The sequence below is a fragment of the Nonomuraea sp. NPDC050643 genome (genome assembly GCF_040654715.1).
GTDB lineage: Bacteria > Actinomycetota > Actinomycetes > Streptosporangiales > Streptosporangiaceae > Nonomuraea.
Map to the genome: position 1 here is coordinate 45,365 of NZ_JBFAIM010000068.1, position 19,814 is coordinate 65,178.

Sequence of the window (19,814 nt, forward strand, 5' to 3'; positions counted from 1 at the left end):
GTGGTCAGCGCTCGTCCGTACCGCGTGCTCGCGTCTCGCTCGGTTCTGACGGTATGCCGAGGTCGGCGAGCAGGTCGCGCGCTCGCAGCAGGTGACGGCCGGCCTCGCCGGTGTCGCCCGCTCGCTCGTGGGCGCGGCCGAGCAGCAAGTGGGTGTGGGCCTCGCCGAGGCGATGCCCGGTCTCGCGGTGGACGGCCAGCGCGCGCCGACCCGTCCGGAGCGCCTGCCGAAGATCGGCCTCGGCGAGCCACAGCCCGGTGAGCACGGTCAGGACGTGACCTTCGAGCAACCGGAACCCCGCCTCGTTGACCACGGTCGTGGCCTGCTCGATCAGCTCGTGTGCCCGGTCGTGACCGCCCAGGTCCCGGTGGGCCGCGGCGAGGCCGATCAGCGCCTCGGCCCTGGCGTGCCCGAGCCCGATGTCCGTGGCAGCGCCGAGGGCCTGCCGGTGGTGCTCGACGGCCTGGAGGTGCTCGCCGAGCCGGTGATGGATGCTGCCGAGGGTGTTGAACGCGTCGGCTTCGAGGCGAGCGTCGCCGATGTCGCGAGCGAGGCCCAGCGCGGCTCGGGCGAGGTCGAGCGCGGGCCGGCCCGTGTCCCGCCGGATCGACGACAGGCACAGCAGCGCCTCCGCCTCCCCGACCGGATCGCCTGACCGCCGGTGCAACGACAGGGCCTCGGCGAGGAACCGATGCGCCTGATCGAACCTGCCTGACTGGTGATGGATCTCGCCGAGGTCGCGCAACGCGGTGGCCTCGGCCTTGGTGATGCCGGCCCGGCGGTGGATGGCCCTGGCTCGCGTGTGCAGGTCGGCCGCCCGCTCCAACTGCCCCATCGCCCGGTGGACGGCGCCCAGGTTTCCCAGTTGCAGCGCCTCGTTCAGCAACGAGCCGTGCCGGAGATTGAGCGCCAGCAGGTGCTCGAAGCAGGCGGCGGCCTCGGCGAGCCGGCCCGATCGGAGGCACAGCATCCCCATGTTGGACAGCGCGGCATCCTGGACCGTCGAACCTTCGAGGTCTTGGCCGGCGCGCCGCACCCGCTGATAGAGGGCGAGCGCGTCCTGGTGCCGGCCCCGCGCCTGGTCGGCGTCGGCCCGGCTGAGCCAGGCGGCGGCCTGGGCGTGCGGCTCGCCGTCGGCTTCGGCGGCCGTGAGCGCGGCCTCGGCGACGGTCAGCCAGTCGACCATGGGGCGACGCAGCCAGAAGTAGCCGCGCAGGGCGTCCGCCAGCAGCCAGGCGACCCGGTGAGGGCCGTGGCGGCTCGTGTGCCGGACGACCGCCACCAGACACGAGAACTCCTCGTCCAGCCAGGCGAGCGCAGGCTGCTCCGCGGGGAAAAGGGCGCCTCTGTCGTCGTCCGGTTCGATCGGCAGACGCGACATGTGGGGATACAGGATTCGGGCGGCGGCGTCCGCGCTGGAGAGGTAGTGGTCGTACAGGCGGGCCCGTGCGGCGGCGCGGCCGGCCTCGCTCTCCTCGCGGGCGGCCAGGTCGCCGGCGTAGTGACGTAGCAGGTCGTGGCAGGTGTACCGGCCGGTGGCACGCTCCTCGACGAGATGCGCGCGGGCCAGCTCCTCCAGCAACCCCTCGGCCGCCGCCGTACCGAGGCCGGCCAGGGCTGCCGCCGCGGCGGCGGTGACGTCCGGTCCGGGCGCCAGCGCGAGCAGCCGGAACACGCGCCGCGCCGCCACCGACAGATGCGCGTAGGACAGGTCGAAGGAGACGAGGACGGCACTGTACGGATCTCCGGCCACGGACAGCGCGGTGAGCCGGTCACCCGTACGCAGCCGCGCCACATAGTCGGCGACACGCTGCCGCGGGCGGGTGGCCAGGTTCGCCGCGGCGATGCGCAGCGCCAACGGCAGCCGGTCGCACAGCTCGGCCAGCTCGGTGACCGCCTCGCGCTCGGCCGCGGCCCGCTCGGCGCCGAGGATCCGGCCCATCAGCGCGGTGGCGTCGTCCAACGGCAGGACGTCGAGGTTCATCCGATGAGCCCCGTCGCGGGCCACCAGGCCGCCGAGCCCGCCGCGGCTGGTCACCAGCACGACCGAGCCGCCCCCGCCGGGCAGCAGCGGCCGGACCTGCTCGGCACTCGCGGCGTTGTCCACCACCAGCAGCATGCGCCGGTCGGCCAGCACACTCCGGTACATCGCCGCGGCCTCCTCCACCTCGGCCGGGATCCGTTCGGGCGGGACGCCGAGCGCGCGCAGCAGCCGGGCCAGCGCCTCGATCGAGGACAGCGGGGGTTGTGGCGCGTACCCGCGCAGGTCGACGTAGAGCTGGCCGTCGGCGAACCGGTCACGGACCCGGTGAGCCCAGTGCACGGCCAAGGCGGTCTTGCCGACGCCGGGCATGCCCTCGACCCCCGAGATCAGGACCATCGCGGGCCGGCTCGCACCGTGGCGGCGGACGAGCGTGTCCAGCCGTTCCAGGTCGGTCGCCCGTCCGGTGAACTGCGCCACGTCCGCGGGGAGCTGCGCCGGCGTCACTCGCCCACTGACGCCGACCGGTCCTGCACCCGCACTGACGCCGAGCGAGCTTGTTCCCCCACTGACGCCGGCCGAACCTGCTCCCGCAGCACCGCTGCCCGGCATTCCTCTCGCGCCGCCGCCGTGCTCGGTCGCCGCCTCCGCCCCTCTGGCGCCCGCCTCGCCTGCTCTGGCGTCCGCCTCCGCCCCTCTGGCGTCCGCGTCCGGCGGAGGCGTGCTCTGGTCGAGGGCGGGATCGCGGCGCAGGATCCGCTCGTGCAACTGCCGCAGCCGCTCGCCCGGCTCGTCGCCGATCTCCTCGACCAGCCGCTCCCGCAGTCCCGCGTACACCGCCAACGCGTCCGCCTGCCGCCCACCCCGGTACAGCGCCAGCATCAGCAGCCCCGCCAGCGGCTCGTTCAGCGGATGCTCGGCCACCGACTGCGACAGCGAGCCCATCACGGCGGCGGGCCCGTCGGGACCGAGCCGCAGCCGCGCGGCGAGCCCGCCGGTGAGGATCGCGAGCCGCTCCTGCTCCAGCGCCGCCCGGGTCCGCTCCGCCCAGTCGCCCGTCAGCCCGGCCAGCGGCATGCCGCGCCACAGGCTCGCCGCCTCCTCCCACAGGCGCACCGCTCGCCCGCCGTCCTCAAGGGCCCGCGCCTCGGCCGCCAGACGCCGGGACCGGTGCAGGTCGACCAGGTCGGGATCGACGTCCAGCAGGTAACCGCCGCCCGTACGCCGCAGCACGTCCTGCCCGCGACCGGCTCCGGCCCGCTCCAGCACCCGGCGCAGCCGCGACACGTACGTGTACACCGCGTTCCGCGCGTCACCCGGCAGGCGCTCGCCCCACACCCGCTCCAGGAGCTGATCCATCCCGACCGGCCGCGCACGGGCCAGCGCCAGCGCGGCCAGCACGCACCGCTGGCGAGGTCGCCCCAGCGGGACCTCCCGGCCGGCCACCCACAGTTCCACCGGCCCCAGAACGCGCAACTCCACGGCTCCGCCCCTCGACGGCCCCCTGAGCGCCAGCCTGGAGCGGCCGTCAGGAAAACGTCAAGGTTCCGGCCGGGTCACGCGCGACAGGCTGAAGCCGGCATTCAACAGGACACGGGAACTCAAGGAGGATCACCGTGAGATTCGGTTCCGTCATCGCCGGGGCCTGCGTGGCCGCGCTCGCATGGGGTGTTTCCGTCGCGCCCGCCCACGCCGCCAACCTGGACGCGAACTGCGACGACAACGAAGTCTGCCTCTACAAGAACTCGAGTTTCCAGGCCACCGCCGGGATCCACGACCGGACGAGTGACGACAACGACTACGACGGCAACAGCTTCCTCAACTGTTCCATCAATTGCGGGCTGAACGACGAGGTCAGCTCGATCAGGAACACCAGGAACGTGCAGATGTTCTTCTACCAGCACCGCAACGGCGGCGGAGCCAAGCTGCACGTCGCCGCCGAAGGATCGCGTGCGAACCTCGCCCAGGATCCCCTGGGCGCCGACACCTGGAACGACCGGATCAGCTCACACTGCTGGCTGGACACCACCCGGCCCGTATGGTGCCGGTGAGCAAAGGGTGCTCCCCCGCTCGGGAGCATCCTCCCACCACGGCGCGCAAAGCCCCCAGAGCCCATGGCGCGGTGTCACGCAGGGCGGCCCTGATCGGCGCCGGCGCGATCTTGATCGGCGTCGTCGCGACCGCTTGCGGCGTCCGCGATGGCACCAACGGCGAACCGCCCCCGCCGACCGGCCCCACCCCGGTCATCACCGCAGCCGCACAGATCTCGCTGCCGCTCGACGGCCATCGGCTGACGCTCGAAGAGGATCTCCTGCTCCAGCGGGCGGAAGGGCACCTGGTGGTGGTGTGCATGGCACGCTTCGGCGTCACGTACGAGCCGCCCGAACCCCGTCCGGGTCTGTCCAGCGCCGGCCACGAACGCCTCTACGGGCTGCTCGATCCGGAGATCGCGGCGAACTGGGGCTACACCGGCGAGAATTCGGCCGGCCTCGGCACGGCGCAGGCCCGGCCGCCCGCGCCCGAGAGGCATGAAGAGCTGCTGACCGGCTCGCCGGAACGCGGCACCGGGCCGGACGGCGGCTGCGTGGGCGAGGCCCGCCGCGACCTGGCCGCCGGCTCTCAGCAGGCGGACGAGAACCTCATCATCGATCTCGCGTACGTGGCCGGGGTGCGAGCCGAGGCGGACGGGCGGGTGAGGGCGGCGTTCGCCCGCTGGAGCGCGTGCATGGCGGCGGCCGGATTCGACTACGAGGATCCGTGGGAGCCGAACAACCACCCGTGGCCCCACGACGACGGCACCGTGAGCCGCCAGGAGAAGGCCGTGGCCACGGCCGACGTCAGGTGCAAGCACGAAACCAACCTCGCGGGCGTGTGGAACACCGTGGCCGCCGCCCACCAACGGCGCCTGATCGAGCAGCACGGAAACCTGCTGAGCGCATTGGAGCGGGCGCGCGGCCACCGGCTCGAACGGGCGGCCGGGATCATGTCGGACGCCGACGCCGAACGCCGCCGGCACGGGCCTGTACGGCGATAGGGGACATGTGGCGAACAGGGCTAGGCTGACCCGGGTGTCTTCGCTGACGGTTCGCCTGCGGCCGGTGGCCGGCTGGTGGCGGCGCGACGTGCCGGTGCGCGACTCCGTTACGACCGCCCTGTTCGTGGGACTGGCCTTCCTGCCAGGACTCTCCGACAAGGGCATCGATCTGGCCGAGTGGCCACGACGGCCGTCCGACGCCGTGGGCGTGCTCCTGCTGCTGGCCCAGTGCCTGCCACTGGCCGTACGCACGCGGTGGCCGGCCGTGTGCCTGGCCCTCGTGGCGGGCGCGTTCGTCGCCCATGAGCTGCTGCGTTACCCGCTGACCTTCGCGAGCATCGCCCTGCTGCTGGCCCTCTACAGCGTCGGCGCGCACCAGGAGCGGCACCGGGGCCTGGTGGCGGGGGCCGCGACGGCGGCGTACGCGGTTTTCGCCCTCGTGCTGCACGCGGAGGGGTCGCCGGAGACGCCGGAGGAATACGTCACGTTCTTCTTCGTTCTGGCCGCCTGCTGGCTGGCGGGCACGTGGATCCGTACGCGGGCCACCCGCGAGGCCGAACGGGCACGGCTGGCCGAGGCGGCGGTGATCGCCGACGAGCGCGCCCGCATCGCCGGCGAGCTGCACGACGTGGTGACCCATCACGTGACGGCCATGGTGGTGCAGGCCGACGCCGCCGGGTTCCTGGTCACCGACGCGCCAGATCAGGTGGCGGCGGGGCTCGCCTCGATCAGCGGCACCGGCCGGCAGGCCCTGGCGGAGCTGCGCTACCTGCTCGGCGTGCTGGACGACCGAGGCGGCGAATCCGCCGGCGGCCCGGTGCGCGATCCGATCGCCGGTGGGCTGGCCGAGCTCGTGGCGCGGGCCCGTTCCGCAGGTCAGCCGGTGGAGCTGGTGGAGGACGGCGCACCGCGCCCCATGACCGGCGCGGCGGAGCTGGCCGCCTATCGGGTCGTCCAGGAGGCGCTGACCAACGCGCTCAAGCACGCCCTCGGCCGCCGTACCGTCGTCAGGATCCGGCACGACCGTGACGAAGTGGACATCGAGGTGAGCACGGAGGGCCCGCCCGCCACCCCGGCCCCGGCCGGGGCGGGCCGGGGGCTGACCGGGCTGCGGGAGCGGGTCAGCGTGGTCGGCGGCGACCTGCGCGCCGGTGGCTCGCCGGACGGCGGGTTCACCGTACGGGCGCGCATCCCCCGGAGCCGGTCGTGAACGGGGAAGAGCCGCGCGACGACCCGATCCGGGTGGTGGTCTGCGACGACCAGGCCCTGGTCCGCGCGGGCTTCGTGACGATCCTGTCCTTGCAGCCCGGCATGGAGGTGGTCGGCGAGGCGGGCGACGGGCGCACCGGCGTGGCGGTGGCCCGGCGCGTACGCCCCGACGTGGTGGTGATGGACGTCAGGATGCCGGTCCTCGACGGGATCGAGGCCACCCGCCTGCTGGCCGGGCCCGGCGTCGCCGACCCGGTGAAGGTGCTGGCCGTCACCACCTTCAACCTCGACGAGCACGTCTACGACGCGTTGCGCGCGGGCGCGGGCGGGTTCCTGCTCAAGGACGCCACGCCCGCGGAGCTCGTGGCCGGAGTGCGTACGGTCGCGGCGGGGGAGTCGCTGCTGTCACCGGCGGTGACCCGCCGGCTGATCGGCCGCTTCGGCTCCCGGATCCGCGCGGCCGACCCGGCGGCTCCGGGGGAGGGGAACCCGCTGGCCGTGCTGTCCGAGCGGGAGCGGGAGGTGCTGACGTTGATCGCCGACGGGCTGTCGAACGGCGAGATCGCGGCGGCGCTGGTCATCAGCCACGAGACGGTCAAGACGTACGTGTCGCGGATCCTGACCAAGCTCGACCTGCGCGACCGGGTGCAGGCGGTGATCTTCGCCTTCCGTACCGGGCTGGTGACCGTCCACGACTGACGCCTCCCGCTGTCCCCCGAGCGAGCTACACGAGGATGTCCACCCCGGCGCGATGCCCGCCCGTTTCCCCGCCCCCTAGCGTCCTTCAGCAGGACGCCTCGGAGGGAGAGATCATGTCAGAGGAGACGACGGGCGAGGCGGTGCCCGCGGCCGGGACACCACGGTGGCTGCGGCCCGCGGCGGTGCGTCTGGTCCTCATGCTCGCGCTGTTCGCGGCCGTCAGCGCCGTGGCGAGCGGCGTCGTCACCGGACTGAGCACGGCTCCGGTCGGCGGCCTGGTGATGGGGGTCGTCATGGCGGCGCTCGCACTCGGCGGTTACGTCGCCGCGGTCCGGTTCACCGAGCGGCGGCGCGCGGTGGAGCTGCCGATCGCCGGCATCCGGGACGCGTGGCGGGGGACGGGCGTCGGCGTGGGCCTGTTCACGGTCACGATCGCCGTCATCGCCGTGTTCGGCGGCTACCGCGTGCTCGGCTGGGGCTCGTTCGGCGGCGCCCTGGCGATCGCGGGGGTGATGTGCACGACGGCCGTCGTCGAGGAGCTGCTGTTCCGCGGGGTGCTGTTCCGCATCGTCGAGGAGCTGACCGGCACGTGGGGCGCGCTGGGCGTGTCGGCGGTGCTGTTCGGGGTGCTGCACCTGGTCAATCCCGGCGCCTCGGTGTGGGGGGCGCTCGCCATCGCGGTCGAGGCCGGGCTGATGCTGGGCGCCGCGTACGCCGCCACCCGCACCCTGTGGCTGCCCATCGGCCTGCACCTGGGCTGGAACGCGGCCGAGGTCGCCGTCTTCGGCACGATCTCCTCGGGGTCGGGCCTGAAGGCGCAGGGTCTGCTGGAGGCCACGATGTCCGGCCCCGCCGCGCTGACCGGCGGCGCGTTCGGCCCGGAGGCGAGCATTGTGGCGATCCTGGCGTGCGGGGTGCCCACCGTGATGTTCCTGCGGCTCGCCCGTCGCCGGGGCCGCCTGCTCCCACGTACGCGCCGCACCCCCAGCCCCTAGCTGTCGGTACGCAAAGATCGTATGCCCAGGAGCATGCAGGAGCCCTCGTTCCTGATCCTGATCGCGCTGGCCGCCCTGCGGGACCCGGCACGGATCGAACGATCCTGAGCCGGGCCCCGGTACTCAGGTGCCGATCAGCTGAACATGCCGGGCACGTACGAACCGCCCGGCTTGCGGGCGATCACGCCGAGCCGGTTGGCCGCGTTGATCTGGGCGACCAGGCAGACCAGCGCGGCGACCTGCTCCTCGTCGTAGTGCTTGCACACCTGGGCCCAGGTCTCGTCCGACACGCCTTGGTGGGCGTCGGCGAGCCGGGTGCCCTCCTCGGCGAGCGCCAGCGCGGCCCGCTCGGCCTCGCTGAACACGGTGGACTCGCGCCAGGCCGCGACCAGGTGGAGCCGGACCGCGCTCTCACCGGCGGCGGTGGCGTCCTTGGTGTGGTAGTCGACGCAGAAGCCGCAGCCGTTGATCTGACTGACGCGCAACTGCACCAGTTCCTGGGTGGCCCTCGGCACCGTCGACTGGACGATCACCGTGCTGGCGCTGGCGAACCGCTTGGAGAACTTGGCGCCGAACTCGTTGGTGTACAGGTCGATACGGGGTTCCATGACATCGTCCTCACTGGTGGGGGTGTGCGCTGCCGCACTGAACGAACAGAAGATGCCGACGCCCCGATCCCTGTGACACCACGGCCAGGTGACGTACGCCACACCCGGGCGCCCGCCGTCTCGGTGTCACAAAACAGCGGGGTCCAGCGTCTGGTGGGTGGCACAGCCGAGAGTGAAGAGGAGCCACGGATGGCCGGCACGTCGCAGAGCACGCCCGAAGATCGCGACGGGGACATGGACCCGGCCACGGAGACGTTCGTCGCCCATCGCAACCTGCTGTTCACCGTCGCCTACGAACTGCTCGGCTCGGCGGCCGACGCCGAGGACGTCCTACAGGAGACCTGGCTGCGGTGGGCGGGCGTCGATCTCGACATCGTGCAGGACCGGCGCGCGTACCTGGTCCGGATCGCCACCCGGCAGGCGCTGGGCCGGCTGCGTACGCTGGGCCGGCGCAAGGAGTCCTACGTCGGCCCCTGGCTGCCCGAGCCGCTGCTGACCACGCCGGACGTGGCCGAGGACGTCGAGCTGGCCGACAGTGTCTCGATGGCGATGCTCCTGGTGCTGGAGACGCTGACGCCGACCGAGCGGGCGGTGTTCGTGCTGCGCGAGGTGTTCGCGCTGGCCTACGACGAGATCGCGGAAGCCGTCGACAAGAGCCCGGCCACGGTGCGCCAGATCGCGCACCGGGCACGGGCGCACGTGGCGGCGCGCCGGCCGCGCGAGGTCGTCTCCCCGGCCGAGACCCGGGACGCGCTCGAGGCGTTCCAGCGGGCGGTCAAGACAGGCGATCTGCAGCGCCTGCTCGACATCCTCGCGCCGGAGGTCGTCCTCCTGACCGACGGTGGGGGGGTCGTGAAGGCCGCACTGGCGCCCGTCCTCGGGGCCGACATGGTGGCCCACGTCCTGAGCCGGATCGCCGCCGCGACGTCGCTGCACCCGGCCCAGGTCAATGGCCACCCCGCGCTGGTCCTCCGCCTCGACGACCGGATCGACACGGTCATCGCGGTACGCATCGAGGCCGGCCTCATCACGGGGCTCTACGCCGTACGCAATCCCGAGAAGCTGGCGTACATGGAGCAGGAGACCGCCCTGCACCGCTGAAGTCGGCCGGGAGATCTTCCCGTAGATCCTTAAACCGTCAATAATTGAAGATGAAACGTCCGAAGCGCACGCACCAAGGAGGCAACTGTGAAAATGATCCACCGTGCCGCCAGGCTGGCACTCGGCACGACGACCGGACTGGCCCTCGTCATGTCCGGCACCACCCCGGCCTCGGCGACGACATGGGAGCTGCGCGATCTCCAGCAGCGGATCTGCGTCAGACCGGACAGCGGCCACCCCAGCACGTACTTCGTCGCCGCAGTCGTCGGACGCTGGTCGAAGACCATCCAGATCGGACTGCGGCACCTGCCCTCGGGTTCGACCAGCGCGGGCGGCACATCGATACCCCCCGGATCCAACTACCCCGACCCCCGCAACGGGGCGACCACGATAAACGGTTTCGTCCAGCTATCGATCGCCCCACTCCCCGCCGGGGTGTACACCCCGCTGCTGACAGCCTCGGACGGGACGGAGTCCCAATCCGTCCCCGTCACGATCAACGCGGCCCAGAGCTGCGTCTAGCCGACGCCCAAAGCGCGCCGGGCGGGGCCACTCCGACCTGGCGGCGTGCGGCGGATGCGCAAGGTCTTCGTTCGACGAGTACTGGAACGCCTGGTAAACCGTGTTTCAGCCATGCCGGGGACGGCACGGCCGTGCCGTCCCCGGATCATGGACACCAGTGACCCGTTCCCATGAAAAGGGCCGCTCCCTGCGTGCCCCACGCAGGAAACGGCCCCTCAGAGCGGCCGACCCCACCCGGGTCGGCCGCCGGCCACGATGGTCTGTCGTGCTGCCGGAAACGCCACGGCATCACGGGTGCGGATTCACGGCTTCCTTCGACGATGTGTCGCCGAGGCTCCCACCGCTCATCACACCCGACTCCAAGCGCTCCGCACGAAGACCAGCCCGGCTCTTCCTACCACCACCATCTGCCGTCGTCGTGCTTCTCGGGCTCCGGCTCCTGCTCCTTCTCCTCCTTCACCGGCTCGGGCTTGACGATCGGCTTGATCTCCTCGCGACGCCGCTCGACGCGACGCTTGTGGGCGTTGTGCGACTCGTTGTCGTTCTCGATGGAGACGTCGATCCGCGGCGGGCGCCAGCGCGGGTTGCGCAGGAGCGGCTTCTCCCTCGGGACGTACCTCGGCTTCGAGTAGTGCCGGACCGGCGCCGGCGCGGACGGCGGACCCCCGGCCTGGACGGTGGAGAAGCCCGTGCTCGCACTGGCCACCCCCATGCCCAGGGGAAGGAACATGACACTGGCGACCGCGCCGGTCAGCGCTGCTGCCGCGAGCCGCCCATGGCGTGGCGCCCGCGATTGCCGAATCTTAGTATTCACGTGCTCTCGTTTCCGTTCATGGATATATCGGCCAGAATCCGGCACCCACTCTTCTGACGGGGCACCCAGGTAGTGGCAGACGTACCCATGCAAATATTCTCAGTTACCTCCTTAAACCCAAACGCCCCGTCAAAAGCCGCAGGCTCACCCAGCCACAGAGCTCACACCAGCGACGCCCACCCCAGCACGACTCGCCCATGGCGGCCTGGCTGACCAGCCCGTATGGAACCGCAGCACCTGCAGCGGTCGCCTCCACCCCTGGTCAGTCGCCCGGCGCCTTTCCCGAACCCTGCAGAAAGCCCGGCGCCACCTTGGCTCGGCCGGGGAACGAAAGATCGCCTCAGATCGACGTCCCGGGACGGGAGCCTGTGTCACCGCATGCACGCGATGTAGCGGCTCCAAGTGAAGCGCCGCCCCCACGGCGATTTCCCGCAATTATCACTCAATTACGACATAAGGCTATTTGTTCGAGAAATTAGGCTTTGCCGCCGATAGGGGGACGATTCGGGCAGCCGTCGCTAGCGTGGAAATTGCCCATAGCGCCGTCGCGGCGAAATTCCGACCACCGTGCACGACGCTTCGCCGAGTTCCAGGCCGAGCCTGGAACTCCCTCCCTCCATCAGGAGCGAACCAATGGTGAAACGACTTCTCGTCGCCATCGTCGTGGCCGCGTCCACGCTGGTGATCAGTAGCCCGGTCACCTCACAAGCCGCCAACGCCACCGAAGCGCAGTGCACGCCCGCCCAGCAGAGCGTCGCACCGGGGACTGCCGTGGCCAAGTGCCGCTGGAAGACCATCCACGGCGACTGGTGCAAGCAGTGCTACAAGCACGGAAAGTGGAGGACGATGTTCTGCTCGGACCCCGATGAGGACGAGGACGACGAGTAACAGCTGGTGACACATCTGGCACCAGCGCATCCAGCGCTCCGCAAGGGAGACTCCTCGCGGAGCGCCCCCACGCGCGGCAACCCGCACGACTGAGCCAGGAGAACTCGCAGTTCGCCGACAGGTGATCAAGACGCCACTCGCTGACCCCCATCTCAGCGTCCCCCTCGATTCGCCGGGTAAGAGTGCCCTGGTCGGCGTGCAGGACGAGGAGACGAACCGGAATCCCCGCCTCCCGGAGACCAGCGCCAAACAATCACGGGGGGGGTAGGTTGGGCCGCCGGCCCGCGACCCCGGAACGATGATCACGCAGACAGCAGAACGGCCGCTCTCCGAGAATCGGACAGCGGCCTTATTGCTGGTCAGGGGAGTGGGGCTACCAGGACTTGAACCTGGGACCTCTTCCTTATCAGGGAAGCGCTCTAACCGTCTGAGCTATAGCCCCGCGCACACCGAACGGTATCGCATCCGCAGATCGGAGGCGAACCGGTTGTTCGACAGGGAAAAGCTTACCGCCTCCGACAGGCTGCTCGCGCCGTACCCACATCAAATGTACGGCGCGAGCACCCGGTCAGAAAGCACCTACTCAGCCTCGCTGAACGTCACTTCCACGCCCCCGACCAGGTCAGAGGCGATGTTGTAGATGACCGCCCCCAACGTGGCCAGAGCCGTGATCAGGACCACGTTCACGGCTCCGATCAACGCGGTGTAGCCGAGAATGCGCACCGGCTCGAACCAGGAGGCGATGTCGATCGGGATCGAGCTCTGCCCCTGCTCACCCTGGCCAAGCTGGTTGACCAGGTCAACGACCGAGTCGAACACGCCCAAGGCCGACAGCACGCCGTACAGCACGGCGACCGCCACGAACAGCACCACGAAACAGACCAGGGAGACCACGAAGCTGAACTTCATGGCCGACCACGGCTCGACGCGGCGCAGGACCAGGTGGGCCTTGCGCGGGAGGCGGCCTCCCGAGGCGTTCGACTTCTTCTTGCCGGGCAGTTCGATGGCCGGTGGCGCCTCCGTTGCCAGCGACGGACGGAGGCGGATCGTCTCGTTGCCCTCCTGCTGTTGCTGCTGCGGCTGCTGCGGCGGCGGGCCCGCCTGCTGCTGTTGCGGTTGCTGCTGCGGCGGTGCGGAAGGCGGCGGAGATGGCTTGGGCTTGGCGTCCTCCTTCGGAGGAAGGGGCCTGCCCTGAGCGGGCGAGGTCTCCTTGCCTTCCTCCACCGGATGGAAGATGTCGGGTTCTGTCGGCTTCTTCGGCTGTTGTCCGTTACCCGAAGCCGCCTTTGTTCTGGCGGTGCCACCCTGGGCGCTCATGAATTACTCTCCTCCCCCGTCTTCCTCATTCTCCACCGAAGTCTCCATCGACTCCGCGTTCCGGGCGAGGGCCACCACGCTGTCGCCTTCCGCGAGGTTCATCAATCGCACTCCCATGGTCTGGCGGCCGGACTGCTTGATTTCGCCGGCACTCGTCCGGATCACCCCGCCGGCAGACGTGATCGCGAAGACCTCGTCCTCTGGGTTGACCATGACGGCTCCGACCAGCTTGCCACGGGAAGATACGATTTTCGCAGTCAGCACGCCCCTACCGCCACGTCCTTGAACTGGATACTGCTCCACTGGCGTCCGTTTTGCGTACCCAGCCTTCGTGGCGATAAGCACATCTTGACCGTCGGCGATCCGATTCATGGCGAGAAGTTCGTCACCATCGAGGAACCTCATGCCGATGACACCGCTGGTCGCCCGTCCCATGGGACGCAGCGCCTCGTCAGAGGCGGTGAACCGGATCGACTGCGCGCTCTTGGAAACGAGCAGCAGGTCGTCTTCCTCGGAGACCAGGCGGGCTCCGATGACCTCGTCGTCGTCCCGCAGGTTGATCGCGATCAGACCGCCGGACCTGGGGGAGTCGTATTCGGACAGGCGCGTCTTCTTGACCAGCCCGCTGCGGGTGGCGAGGACGAGATAGGGAGCGACGTTGTAGTCGCGTAGGTCGAGAACTTCCATGACTGTTTCGTCGGGCTGCATGGCAAGAAGGTTCGCCAAATGCATGCCCCGGGCGTCACGACCCGCGTCGGGCAGTTCGTACGCCTTCACCCGGTAAACCCGGCCCTTGTTCGTGAAGAACAGCAGCCAGTGATGGGTCGTGGTGACGAAGAAGTGGTCGACGATGTCGTCCTGCCGGAGCTGAGCACCGCGTACGCCCTTGCCACCGCGCTTCTGCGCCCGGTAGAGGTCGGTACGGGTGCGCTTGGCGTAGCCACCCCGGGTGATCGTGACGACGATCTCTTCCTCGGCGATGAGGTCCTCGATCGACATGTCGCCGTCGTAGGCGATGATCTCGGTCTTGCGCTCGTCGCCGTAGCGGCCCACGACCTCGGCCAGCTCGTCGTTGATGATCTCCCGCTGCCGGCTCTCGCTGGCCAGGATCGAGTTGTACTCGGCGATCTGCGTCATCAGGGAGTCGTGCTCGTCCTGGATCGCCTGCCGCTCCAGGGCGGCCAGCTTGCGCAGCTGCATGTCGAGGATGGCCTGGGCCTGGACCTCGTCGATCTCCAGCAGCCTCATGAGGCCCTGCTGGGCGTGTGCGGCCGACTCGGAGGCCCGGATCAGCGCGATGACCTCGTCGAGCCGCTCAAGGGCCTTCAGCAGCCCGCTCAGGATGTGAGCGCGCTCCTCGGCCTTGCGCAGCAGGTAGCGGGTCCTGCGGACGATGACCTCGACCTGGTGCGCCACGTAGTGCCGGATGAACTGGTCGAGCCGCAGCGTCCGCGGCACGCCGTCCACCAGCGCCAGCATGTTGGCGCCGAAGGTGTCCTGGAGCTGGGTGTGCTTGTACAGGTTGTTGAGCACGACCTTGGCGACCGCGTCACGCTTGAGCACGATCACCAGGCGCTGCCCGACCCGCGACGAGCTCTCGTCGCGGACGTCGGCGATGCCCGTGAGCTTGCCCTCGCGCACCAGCTCGGCGATCTTCAGGGCCAGGTTGTCGGGGTTGACCTGGTACGGCAGCTCGGTGACGACCAGCGCCTGCCGCCCCTTCTCCTCCTCGACCTCGACCACCGCGCGCATGGTGATCGAGCCGCGCCCGGTGCGGTAGGCGTCTTCGATGCCCCGCCGCCCGACGATCAGCGCCTTGGTGGGGAAGTCGGGGCCCTTGACCAGCCGGATCGAGGCCTCGAGCAGCTCCTCGTCGTCGGCCTCCGGGTTTTCCAGGTACCACTTGACCGCGGAGGCGACCTCGCGCAGGTTGTGCGGCGGGATGTTGGTGGCCATGCCGACGGCGATGCCGCCCGAGCCGTTGACCAGCAGTTGCGGGAAGCGCGCCGGCAGGACGTCGGGCTCCTGCGACTTGCCGTCGTAGTTGGGGCGGAAGTCGACGGTCTCCTTGTCGATGTCCCGCAGCATCTCCATGGCGATGGGCGCGAGCTTGCACTCGGTGTAGCGCATCGCCGCCGCCGGGTCGTTGCCGGGCGAGCCGAAGTTGCCCTGCCCGTCGACCAGCGGGTATCGCAGGGACCACGGCTGGGCCAGGCGGACCAGCGCGTCGTAGATCGAGGTGTCACCGTGGGGGTGATAGCTGCCCATCACGTCGCCGACGACGCGGGCGCACTTGAAGTAGCCGCGGTCGGGACGATAGCCACCGTCGTACATGGCGTAGAGCACTCGCCGGTGCACCGGCTTGAGACCGTCGCGCACGTCCGGCAGCGCTCTGGACACGATGACGGACATCGCGTAGTCCATGTAACTGCGCTGCATCTCGGACTGGATGTCCACGGGCTCGATGCGGTCAGCCGGGGGAGTGGTGTTCACGTCCGTCACAGGTTTAGGTCCTTCTTAAACGTCGAGGAAGCGAACGTCGCGCGCGTTGCGGATGATGAAGTCGCGGCGCGCCTCCACGTCCTCGCCCATCAGCACACTGAACAGGTCGTCGGCCTGGGCCGCGTCGTCGAGCGTGACGAGGCGCAGCAGCCGGGTCTCCGGGTTCATCGTGGTCTCCCAGAGCTGGCCCGCGTTCATCTCGCCCAGGCCCTTGAAGCGCTGTACGTTGTCACGCGGCCGGGGGTCCGGCTTGCCGTTGGCGATGCCCTCGGCGATGACCGCGTCGCGCTCGGGGTCGGAGTAGGCGTAGGAGGCGTCCTCACCCTTACGGTCCCACTTGATCTTGTAGAGCGGCGGGCACGACAGGTAGACGTGGCCGGCCTCGATCAGCGGCCGCATGAACCGGAACAGCAGCGTCAGCAGCAGCGTGTTGATGTGCTGGCCGTCGACGTCGGCGTCGGCCATGAGGATGACCTTGTGGTAGCGCAGCCTGGTGATGTCGAACTCGTCGTGCACACCGGTGCCCAGCGCGGTGATGAGCGCCTGGACCTCGTTGTTCTTGAGGACCTTGTCGATCCGCGCCTTCTCCACGTTGAGGATCTTGCCGCGGATGGGCAGGATCGCCTGGAAACGCGAGTCGCGGCCGCCCTTGGCCGAGCCGCCGGCCGAGTCGCCCTCGACGATGAACAGCTCGCACTTCTCCGGGTCGTTCCACTGGCAGTCGGCCAGCTTGCCCGGCAGTCCGCTGCCCGACTCCAGCAGCGACTTGCGCCGCGTGAGGTCGCGGGCCTGGCGGGCGGCGAGGCGCGCGCGGGAGGCCTGCAGGGACTTGTTGATGATGTCCTTGGCCTCACCGGGGTTGCGCTCGAACCAGTCGCGCAGGTGGTCGTTGCAGGCCTTCTGCACGAACGACTTCGCCTCGGTGTTGCCGAGCTTGGTCTTGGTCTGGCCCTCGAACTGCGGGTCGGAGAGCTTGACCGAGATGATCGCGGTGAGCCCTTCGCGGACGTCCTCGCCGGAGAGGTTGTCGTCCTTGCCCTCCTTGAGGAACTTCTGCTCACGCGCGTAGCGGTTGACGATCGTGGTCAGCGCCGCGCGGAAGCCCTCCTCGTGGGTGCCGCCCTCAGCGGTGTTGATCGTGTTGGCGAAGGTGTAGACCGACTCCGAGTAGGAGTTGTTCCACTGCATGGCGATCTCGACCGCGATGCCGTCGCCCTCTTCCTCGAAGGCGATGATCGACGCGTGCGCCGGGTCCTTCTTGGCGTTGAGGTGGTGGACGAAGTCCGCCAGGCCGCCCTGGTAGCAGTAGACGACGGTGTGGACCTCACCGTTGATGTGGTCGGGGCGCTCGTCGGTCAGTGTGATGGTCAGGCCCTTGTTGAGGAAGGCCATCTCCTGGAAGCGCCGCGACAGCGTCTCGTAGTTCCATGTGGTGGTCTCGAAGACGTCAGGGTCGGGCCAGAACGTGACCGTGGTGCCGGTCTCGTCTGTCTCCTCGCCCTTCTCCAAGGGAGCCGTGGGCTTGGACATCTCGTAACGCTGGCGCCAGTAGTGGCCGTTCTGCTTGACCTCGACGTCCAGGACGGTGGACAGCGCGTTGACGACGGCCGAGCCGACGCCGTGCAGACCGCCGGAGACCGCGTAGGACTGGCTGTCGAACTTGCCGCCCGCGTGGAGCGTGGTCAGCACGACCTCGACAGCGGAGCGCTTTTCCACAGGGTGGATGCCCGTGGGGATGCCACGGCCGTCGTCGATCACGCGCACGCCGTTGTCGGCGAGCAGCGTGATGTCGATCCTGGTCGCGTGACCTGCCAGGGCCTCGTCCACCGCGTTGTCCACGATCTCGTAGACGAGGTGGTGCAGGCCGCGCTCCCCGGTGGAGCCGATATACATACCCGGGCGCTTGCGAACCGCCTCAAGCCCTTCGAGTACGGTGATTGAGCTAGCGTCGTAGGACAACTGCGAAATCCTCCTGCCGCGGACACGCGGCGGGGGAGGCGATCAATCGCGAAAGCTGCCCCTGCCGTGCCCGTCACCGTCGTGAGTGCCCCGATGCGCGGTCACCCGGGGGAGTCGGCTTGCTGCCGGGGTGACACGCAAGCGGACGTGTCCGGAATCCTTTTTCATTCTACCGCCTCCGGAGGCCGTAGGTGGCAATGAACGCGCCTGTGATGCCCTCTAGCTCGTTTTGCCCCCTGTCAAGCATCCCCCCTCCGGAAAGGGGGCTTATCGCGTCTGCGGCTGTCTGATCGCCCCGAACGCCTAACCGTAGGTGTCGCCGGGACCCCGGCTTCCGGTCACCCGCAAACCCCCTGACGGGCGCGGGGCGTTCTGCGGGCCCCTGACCTTGACCTTCGTGACGGTTCCGTCGCCGAGCTCCTCGTTGAGCCTGCGTACGAGGCTGCGCGCGAGCAGCCGCACCTGCGTCGCCCACGCCGTCGAATCGGCCACCACCAGCACCTCGCCATCGTCGAACGACTCGGGCTTGGTGTGTGCGGCCAGGTCAGGGCCCACGATGTCGATCCAGCGCCCGAACACCGCGCCGACGGCCGCCGGCCGCTCCCAGCCGCGGTCGGCCAGGAGGTCGGCGATCGCGCGTCCGAAAAGCTGTGGATCGCTGTTGTCCCTGCGCGCGCCTCCGGCCTTGCGCCTCGGCTCGCGCCGCGGCAACTGCCCGCGCTTGGCCGCGTCGGCCTTGGCCTGGGCGAGCTTCTCCCTGGCCATGGCCACGCCCTTGGCGGTCGCGTTCTCACCGCCGGGACGCGCCTGCTTCCCGGCGGAGCCCCCGTCGGCGGGGCGCGCCCCTTTCGCGCCGTCCTTCTCCTCACCGGACACGGGTCACGCCCCCTTCCGCGACGTCGTATCTGCCTCCGGCCAGCTCCTGCGGCACGTCGTCCGGCACGGCCGCGGTGATCAGCACCTGCTCGGCCGGGGCCACGATCCCGGCGAGCCGCCGCCTGCGCTGGCTGTCGAGCTCGGCGAACACGTCGTCGAGGATCAGCACGGGATCCCCGCCGTCGGCCCGCAGCAGGTCGTAGGCCGCCAGCCGCAGCGCCAGCGCGAACGACCACGACTCGCCATGGCTGGCGTAACCCCGGGCGGGCAGGTCTCCGAGACCCAGGATCAGGTCGTCGCGGTGCGGGCCGACGAGCGTGACGCCACGTTCGAGCTCCGCCGTGCGGACCTCCAATAGCCGCTCGCGCAGACGTTCTTCAAGGGTTTTCCCCAAGTCTGTGGATAACGTCTGTGTATCGAAAGATCCCCGCTCACCGGGGACTTCACCCTCCGGGCCACCCTCACCTGGGTCCCCACCTGTGGACAACGTGCTGCGGTAGGACAGCGTCGCGGGAGCGCTCGACGGCGCCAGCGCGGCATAGGAGCCGGCGACCAGTGGCCGCAGCGCCTCGATGAGCTCGATCCGGGCCCGCAGCAGCTCCGCCCCGTGCCTGGCGAGGTGGGCGTCCCAGACCTCCAGGGTGCCCAGCACGTCGCCCGCGCCCGCCGCGGCGAACCCGCTGTCCTTCTCCTGCCGCCGGGCGCTCCTGCCGCCCCTGCGGGCCTGCGCGGCCGTGCGCAGCAGGGCGCTGCGCTGCTTGAGCACCCGGTCGTAGTCGGCGCGGACCCCGGCGAACCGGGGCGCCCTGGCCACCAGCAGGTCGTCGAGGAAGCGGCGGCGCTCGGACGGGTCGCCCTTGGACAGCGCCAGGTCCTCGGGGGCGAACAGCACCGTGCGCAGCAGGCCCACGACGTCGCGGGCCCGGGACACGGGGGAGCGGTTGAGCCGGGCGCGGTTGGCCCGCCCCGGATTGATCTCCAGCTCCACCAGCGCCCGCCGGTCGTCCCTGTGGACGACGCACCGCACGATCGCCCGGCTGGCGCCCTGCCGCACGAGCGGCGCGTCGCTCGCCACCCGGTGGCTGGCGTGCGTCGCGACGTAGCCGAGGGCCTCGACCAGGTTGGTCTTGCCCTGGCCGTTGGGCCCCACGAACGCCGTGACACCCGGCTCCAGGCCGAGCTCCACGGACGCGTAGGACCGGAAGTCGGTCAGCGAGAGGTGGGCGACATGCACCCCACGAAGGTTAGTGGGCCCCGCGCGCCGCTGGGGTCACCGGCATGCGTTCCTGTGGAAAACCCTTCGCGGGGC

The 19,814-nt window shown here is 70.1% G+C and carries 16 protein-coding genes and 1 tRNA gene; 8 read left to right on the plus strand and 9 right to left on the minus strand.

Annotated elements, in window-relative coordinates; genetic code table 11:
• Positions 1-4: 4 nt before the first annotated feature.
• Positions 5-3,463: a BTAD domain-containing putative transcriptional regulator gene (locus tag AB0I15_RS52995; protein ID WP_358114758.1), complete on the minus strand. Its 3,459-nt coding sequence runs from the start codon at positions 3,461-3,463 to the stop codon at positions 5-7.
• Between the two features lie 134 nt (positions 3,464-3,597).
• On the opposite strand from AB0I15_RS52995, the gene AB0I15_RS53000 reads away from it, so the two are divergent.
• From AB0I15_RS53000 to AB0I15_RS53020, 5 genes are all read left to right on the plus strand, one after another.
• Positions 3,598-4,032: a peptidase inhibitor family I36 protein gene (locus AB0I15_RS53000; RefSeq protein WP_358114761.1), complete on the plus strand. Its 435-nt coding sequence runs from the start codon at positions 3,598-3,600 to the stop codon at positions 4,030-4,032.
• A gap of 71 nt (positions 4,033-4,103) precedes the next feature.
• On the plus strand, positions 4,104-5,015 hold the full coding sequence (locus tag AB0I15_RS53005; RefSeq protein WP_358114764.1) for a hypothetical protein: 912 nt from the start codon (positions 4,104-4,106) through the stop codon (positions 5,013-5,015).
• A gap of 34 nt (positions 5,016-5,049) precedes the next feature.
• On the plus strand, positions 5,050-6,225 hold the full coding sequence (locus AB0I15_RS53010; protein WP_358114766.1) for a histidine kinase: 1,176 nt from the start codon (positions 5,050-5,052) through the stop codon (positions 6,223-6,225).
• The gene (locus AB0I15_RS53015; protein ID WP_358114768.1) at positions 6,222-6,923 is read left to right on the plus strand and encodes a response regulator transcription factor; all 702 of its coding nucleotides are present in this window, start codon (positions 6,222-6,224) and stop codon (positions 6,921-6,923) included. Before AB0I15_RS53010 ends, AB0I15_RS53015 begins: the two co-directional genes overlap by 4 nt.
• A 113-nt stretch (positions 6,924-7,036) precedes the next feature.
• Positions 7,037-7,918, plus strand: coding sequence for a type II CAAX endopeptidase family protein (locus AB0I15_RS53020; RefSeq protein WP_358114770.1), 882 nt, complete (start codon positions 7,037-7,039; stop codon positions 7,916-7,918).
• A gap of 134 nt (positions 7,919-8,052) precedes the next feature.
• On the opposite strand, the gene AB0I15_RS53025 is transcribed toward AB0I15_RS53020, so the two are convergent.
• Complete coding sequence (locus tag AB0I15_RS53025) at positions 8,053-8,526, minus strand: carboxymuconolactone decarboxylase family protein (protein WP_358114772.1); 474 nt, start codon at positions 8,524-8,526, stop codon at positions 8,053-8,055.
• Positions 8,527-8,715: 189 nt separating this feature from the next.
• Between AB0I15_RS53025 and AB0I15_RS53030 the strand changes: the two genes are divergently transcribed.
• Both AB0I15_RS53030 and AB0I15_RS53035 read left to right on the plus strand, forming a co-directional pair.
• Positions 8,716-9,627, plus strand: a complete 912-nt coding sequence (locus AB0I15_RS53030) for an RNA polymerase sigma-70 factor (RefSeq protein WP_358114775.1) — start codon at positions 8,716-8,718, stop codon at positions 9,625-9,627.
• Between the two features lie 93 nt (positions 9,628-9,720).
• A complete protein-coding gene (locus AB0I15_RS53035) occupies positions 9,721-10,149 on the plus strand; it encodes a DUF5980 family protein (RefSeq protein WP_358114825.1) in 429 nt (142 codons plus the stop codon).
• Between the two features lie 394 nt (positions 10,150-10,543).
• Here the strand turns inward: AB0I15_RS53035 and AB0I15_RS53040 are convergent, their stop codons facing one another.
• Entirely contained in the window at positions 10,544-10,879 is a 336-nt protein-coding gene (locus tag AB0I15_RS53040; protein WP_358114778.1) for a hypothetical protein, read from the minus strand.
• 717 nt (positions 10,880-11,596) lie between these two features.
• On the opposite strand from AB0I15_RS53040, the gene AB0I15_RS53045 reads away from it, so the two are divergent.
• A complete protein-coding gene (locus AB0I15_RS53045) occupies positions 11,597-11,851 on the plus strand; it encodes a hypothetical protein (RefSeq protein ID WP_358114781.1) in 255 nt (84 codons plus the stop codon).
• A 368-nt stretch (positions 11,852-12,219) separates the two neighbouring features.
• On the opposite strand, the gene AB0I15_RS53050 is transcribed toward AB0I15_RS53045, so the two are convergent.
• The 6 genes from AB0I15_RS53050 to recF form a co-directional block, all read right to left on the minus strand.
• Positions 12,220-12,293, minus strand: a tRNA-Ile gene (locus AB0I15_RS53050).
• A gap of 137 nt (positions 12,294-12,430) precedes the next feature.
• Positions 12,431-13,168 carry a DUF3566 domain-containing protein gene (locus AB0I15_RS53055; protein ID WP_358114783.1) on the minus strand — a complete coding sequence of 246 codons (738 nt, stop codon included), beginning with the start codon at positions 13,166-13,168 and terminating at the stop codon, positions 12,431-12,433.
• Positions 13,169-13,171: 3 nt separating this feature from the next.
• On the minus strand, positions 13,172-15,670 hold the full coding sequence (gene gyrA / locus AB0I15_RS53060) for a DNA gyrase subunit A (protein ID WP_358114786.1): 2,499 nt from the start codon (positions 15,668-15,670) through the stop codon (positions 13,172-13,174).
• Positions 15,671-15,685: 15 nt separating this feature from the next.
• A complete protein-coding gene (gene gyrB / locus AB0I15_RS53065) occupies positions 15,686-17,629 on the minus strand; it encodes a DNA topoisomerase (ATP-hydrolyzing) subunit B (protein WP_358114789.1) in 1,944 nt (647 codons plus the stop codon).
• Positions 17,630-17,932: 303 nt separating this feature from the next.
• Complete coding sequence (locus AB0I15_RS53070; protein WP_358114791.1) at positions 17,933-18,505, minus strand: DciA family protein; 573 nt, start codon at positions 18,503-18,505, stop codon at positions 17,933-17,935.
• Positions 18,495-19,739 (minus strand): DNA replication/repair protein RecF, encoded by a 1,245-nt coding sequence (gene recF / locus AB0I15_RS53075; RefSeq protein WP_358114793.1) that lies wholly within the window; start codon positions 19,737-19,739, stop codon positions 18,495-18,497. The genes AB0I15_RS53070 and recF overlap by 11 nt, the downstream gene beginning before the upstream one ends.
• Positions 19,740-19,814: the final 75 nt, after the last annotated feature.

What these genes read in the sequence shown, in the direction of transcription:
- AB0I15_RS53040 (WP_358114778.1), bottom strand. Translation starts at nt 10,879, where the DNA reads ATGTTCCTTCCCCTGGGCATGGGGGTGGCCAGTGCGAGCACGGGCTTC.
- AB0I15_RS53030 (WP_358114775.1), top strand. Translation starts at nt 8,716, where the DNA reads ATGGCCGGCACGTCGCAGAGCACGCCCGAAGATCGCGACGGGGACATG.
- AB0I15_RS53045 (WP_358114781.1), top strand. Translation starts at nt 11,597, where the DNA reads ATGGTGAAACGACTTCTCGTCGCCATCGTCGTGGCCGCGTCCACGCTG.
- AB0I15_RS53020 (WP_358114770.1), top strand. Translation starts at nt 7,037, where the DNA reads ATGTCAGAGGAGACGACGGGCGAGGCGGTGCCCGCGGCCGGGACACCA.
- AB0I15_RS53035 (WP_358114825.1), top strand. Translation starts at nt 9,721, where the DNA reads ATGATCCACCGTGCCGCCAGGCTGGCACTCGGCACGACGACCGGACTG.
- AB0I15_RS53025 (WP_358114772.1), bottom strand. Translation starts at nt 8,526, where the DNA reads ATGGAACCCCGTATCGACCTGTACACCAACGAGTTCGGCGCCAAGTTC.
- AB0I15_RS53055 (WP_358114783.1), bottom strand. Translation starts at nt 13,168, where the DNA reads ATGAGCGCCCAGGGTGGCACCGCCAGAACAAAGGCGGCTTCGGGTAAC.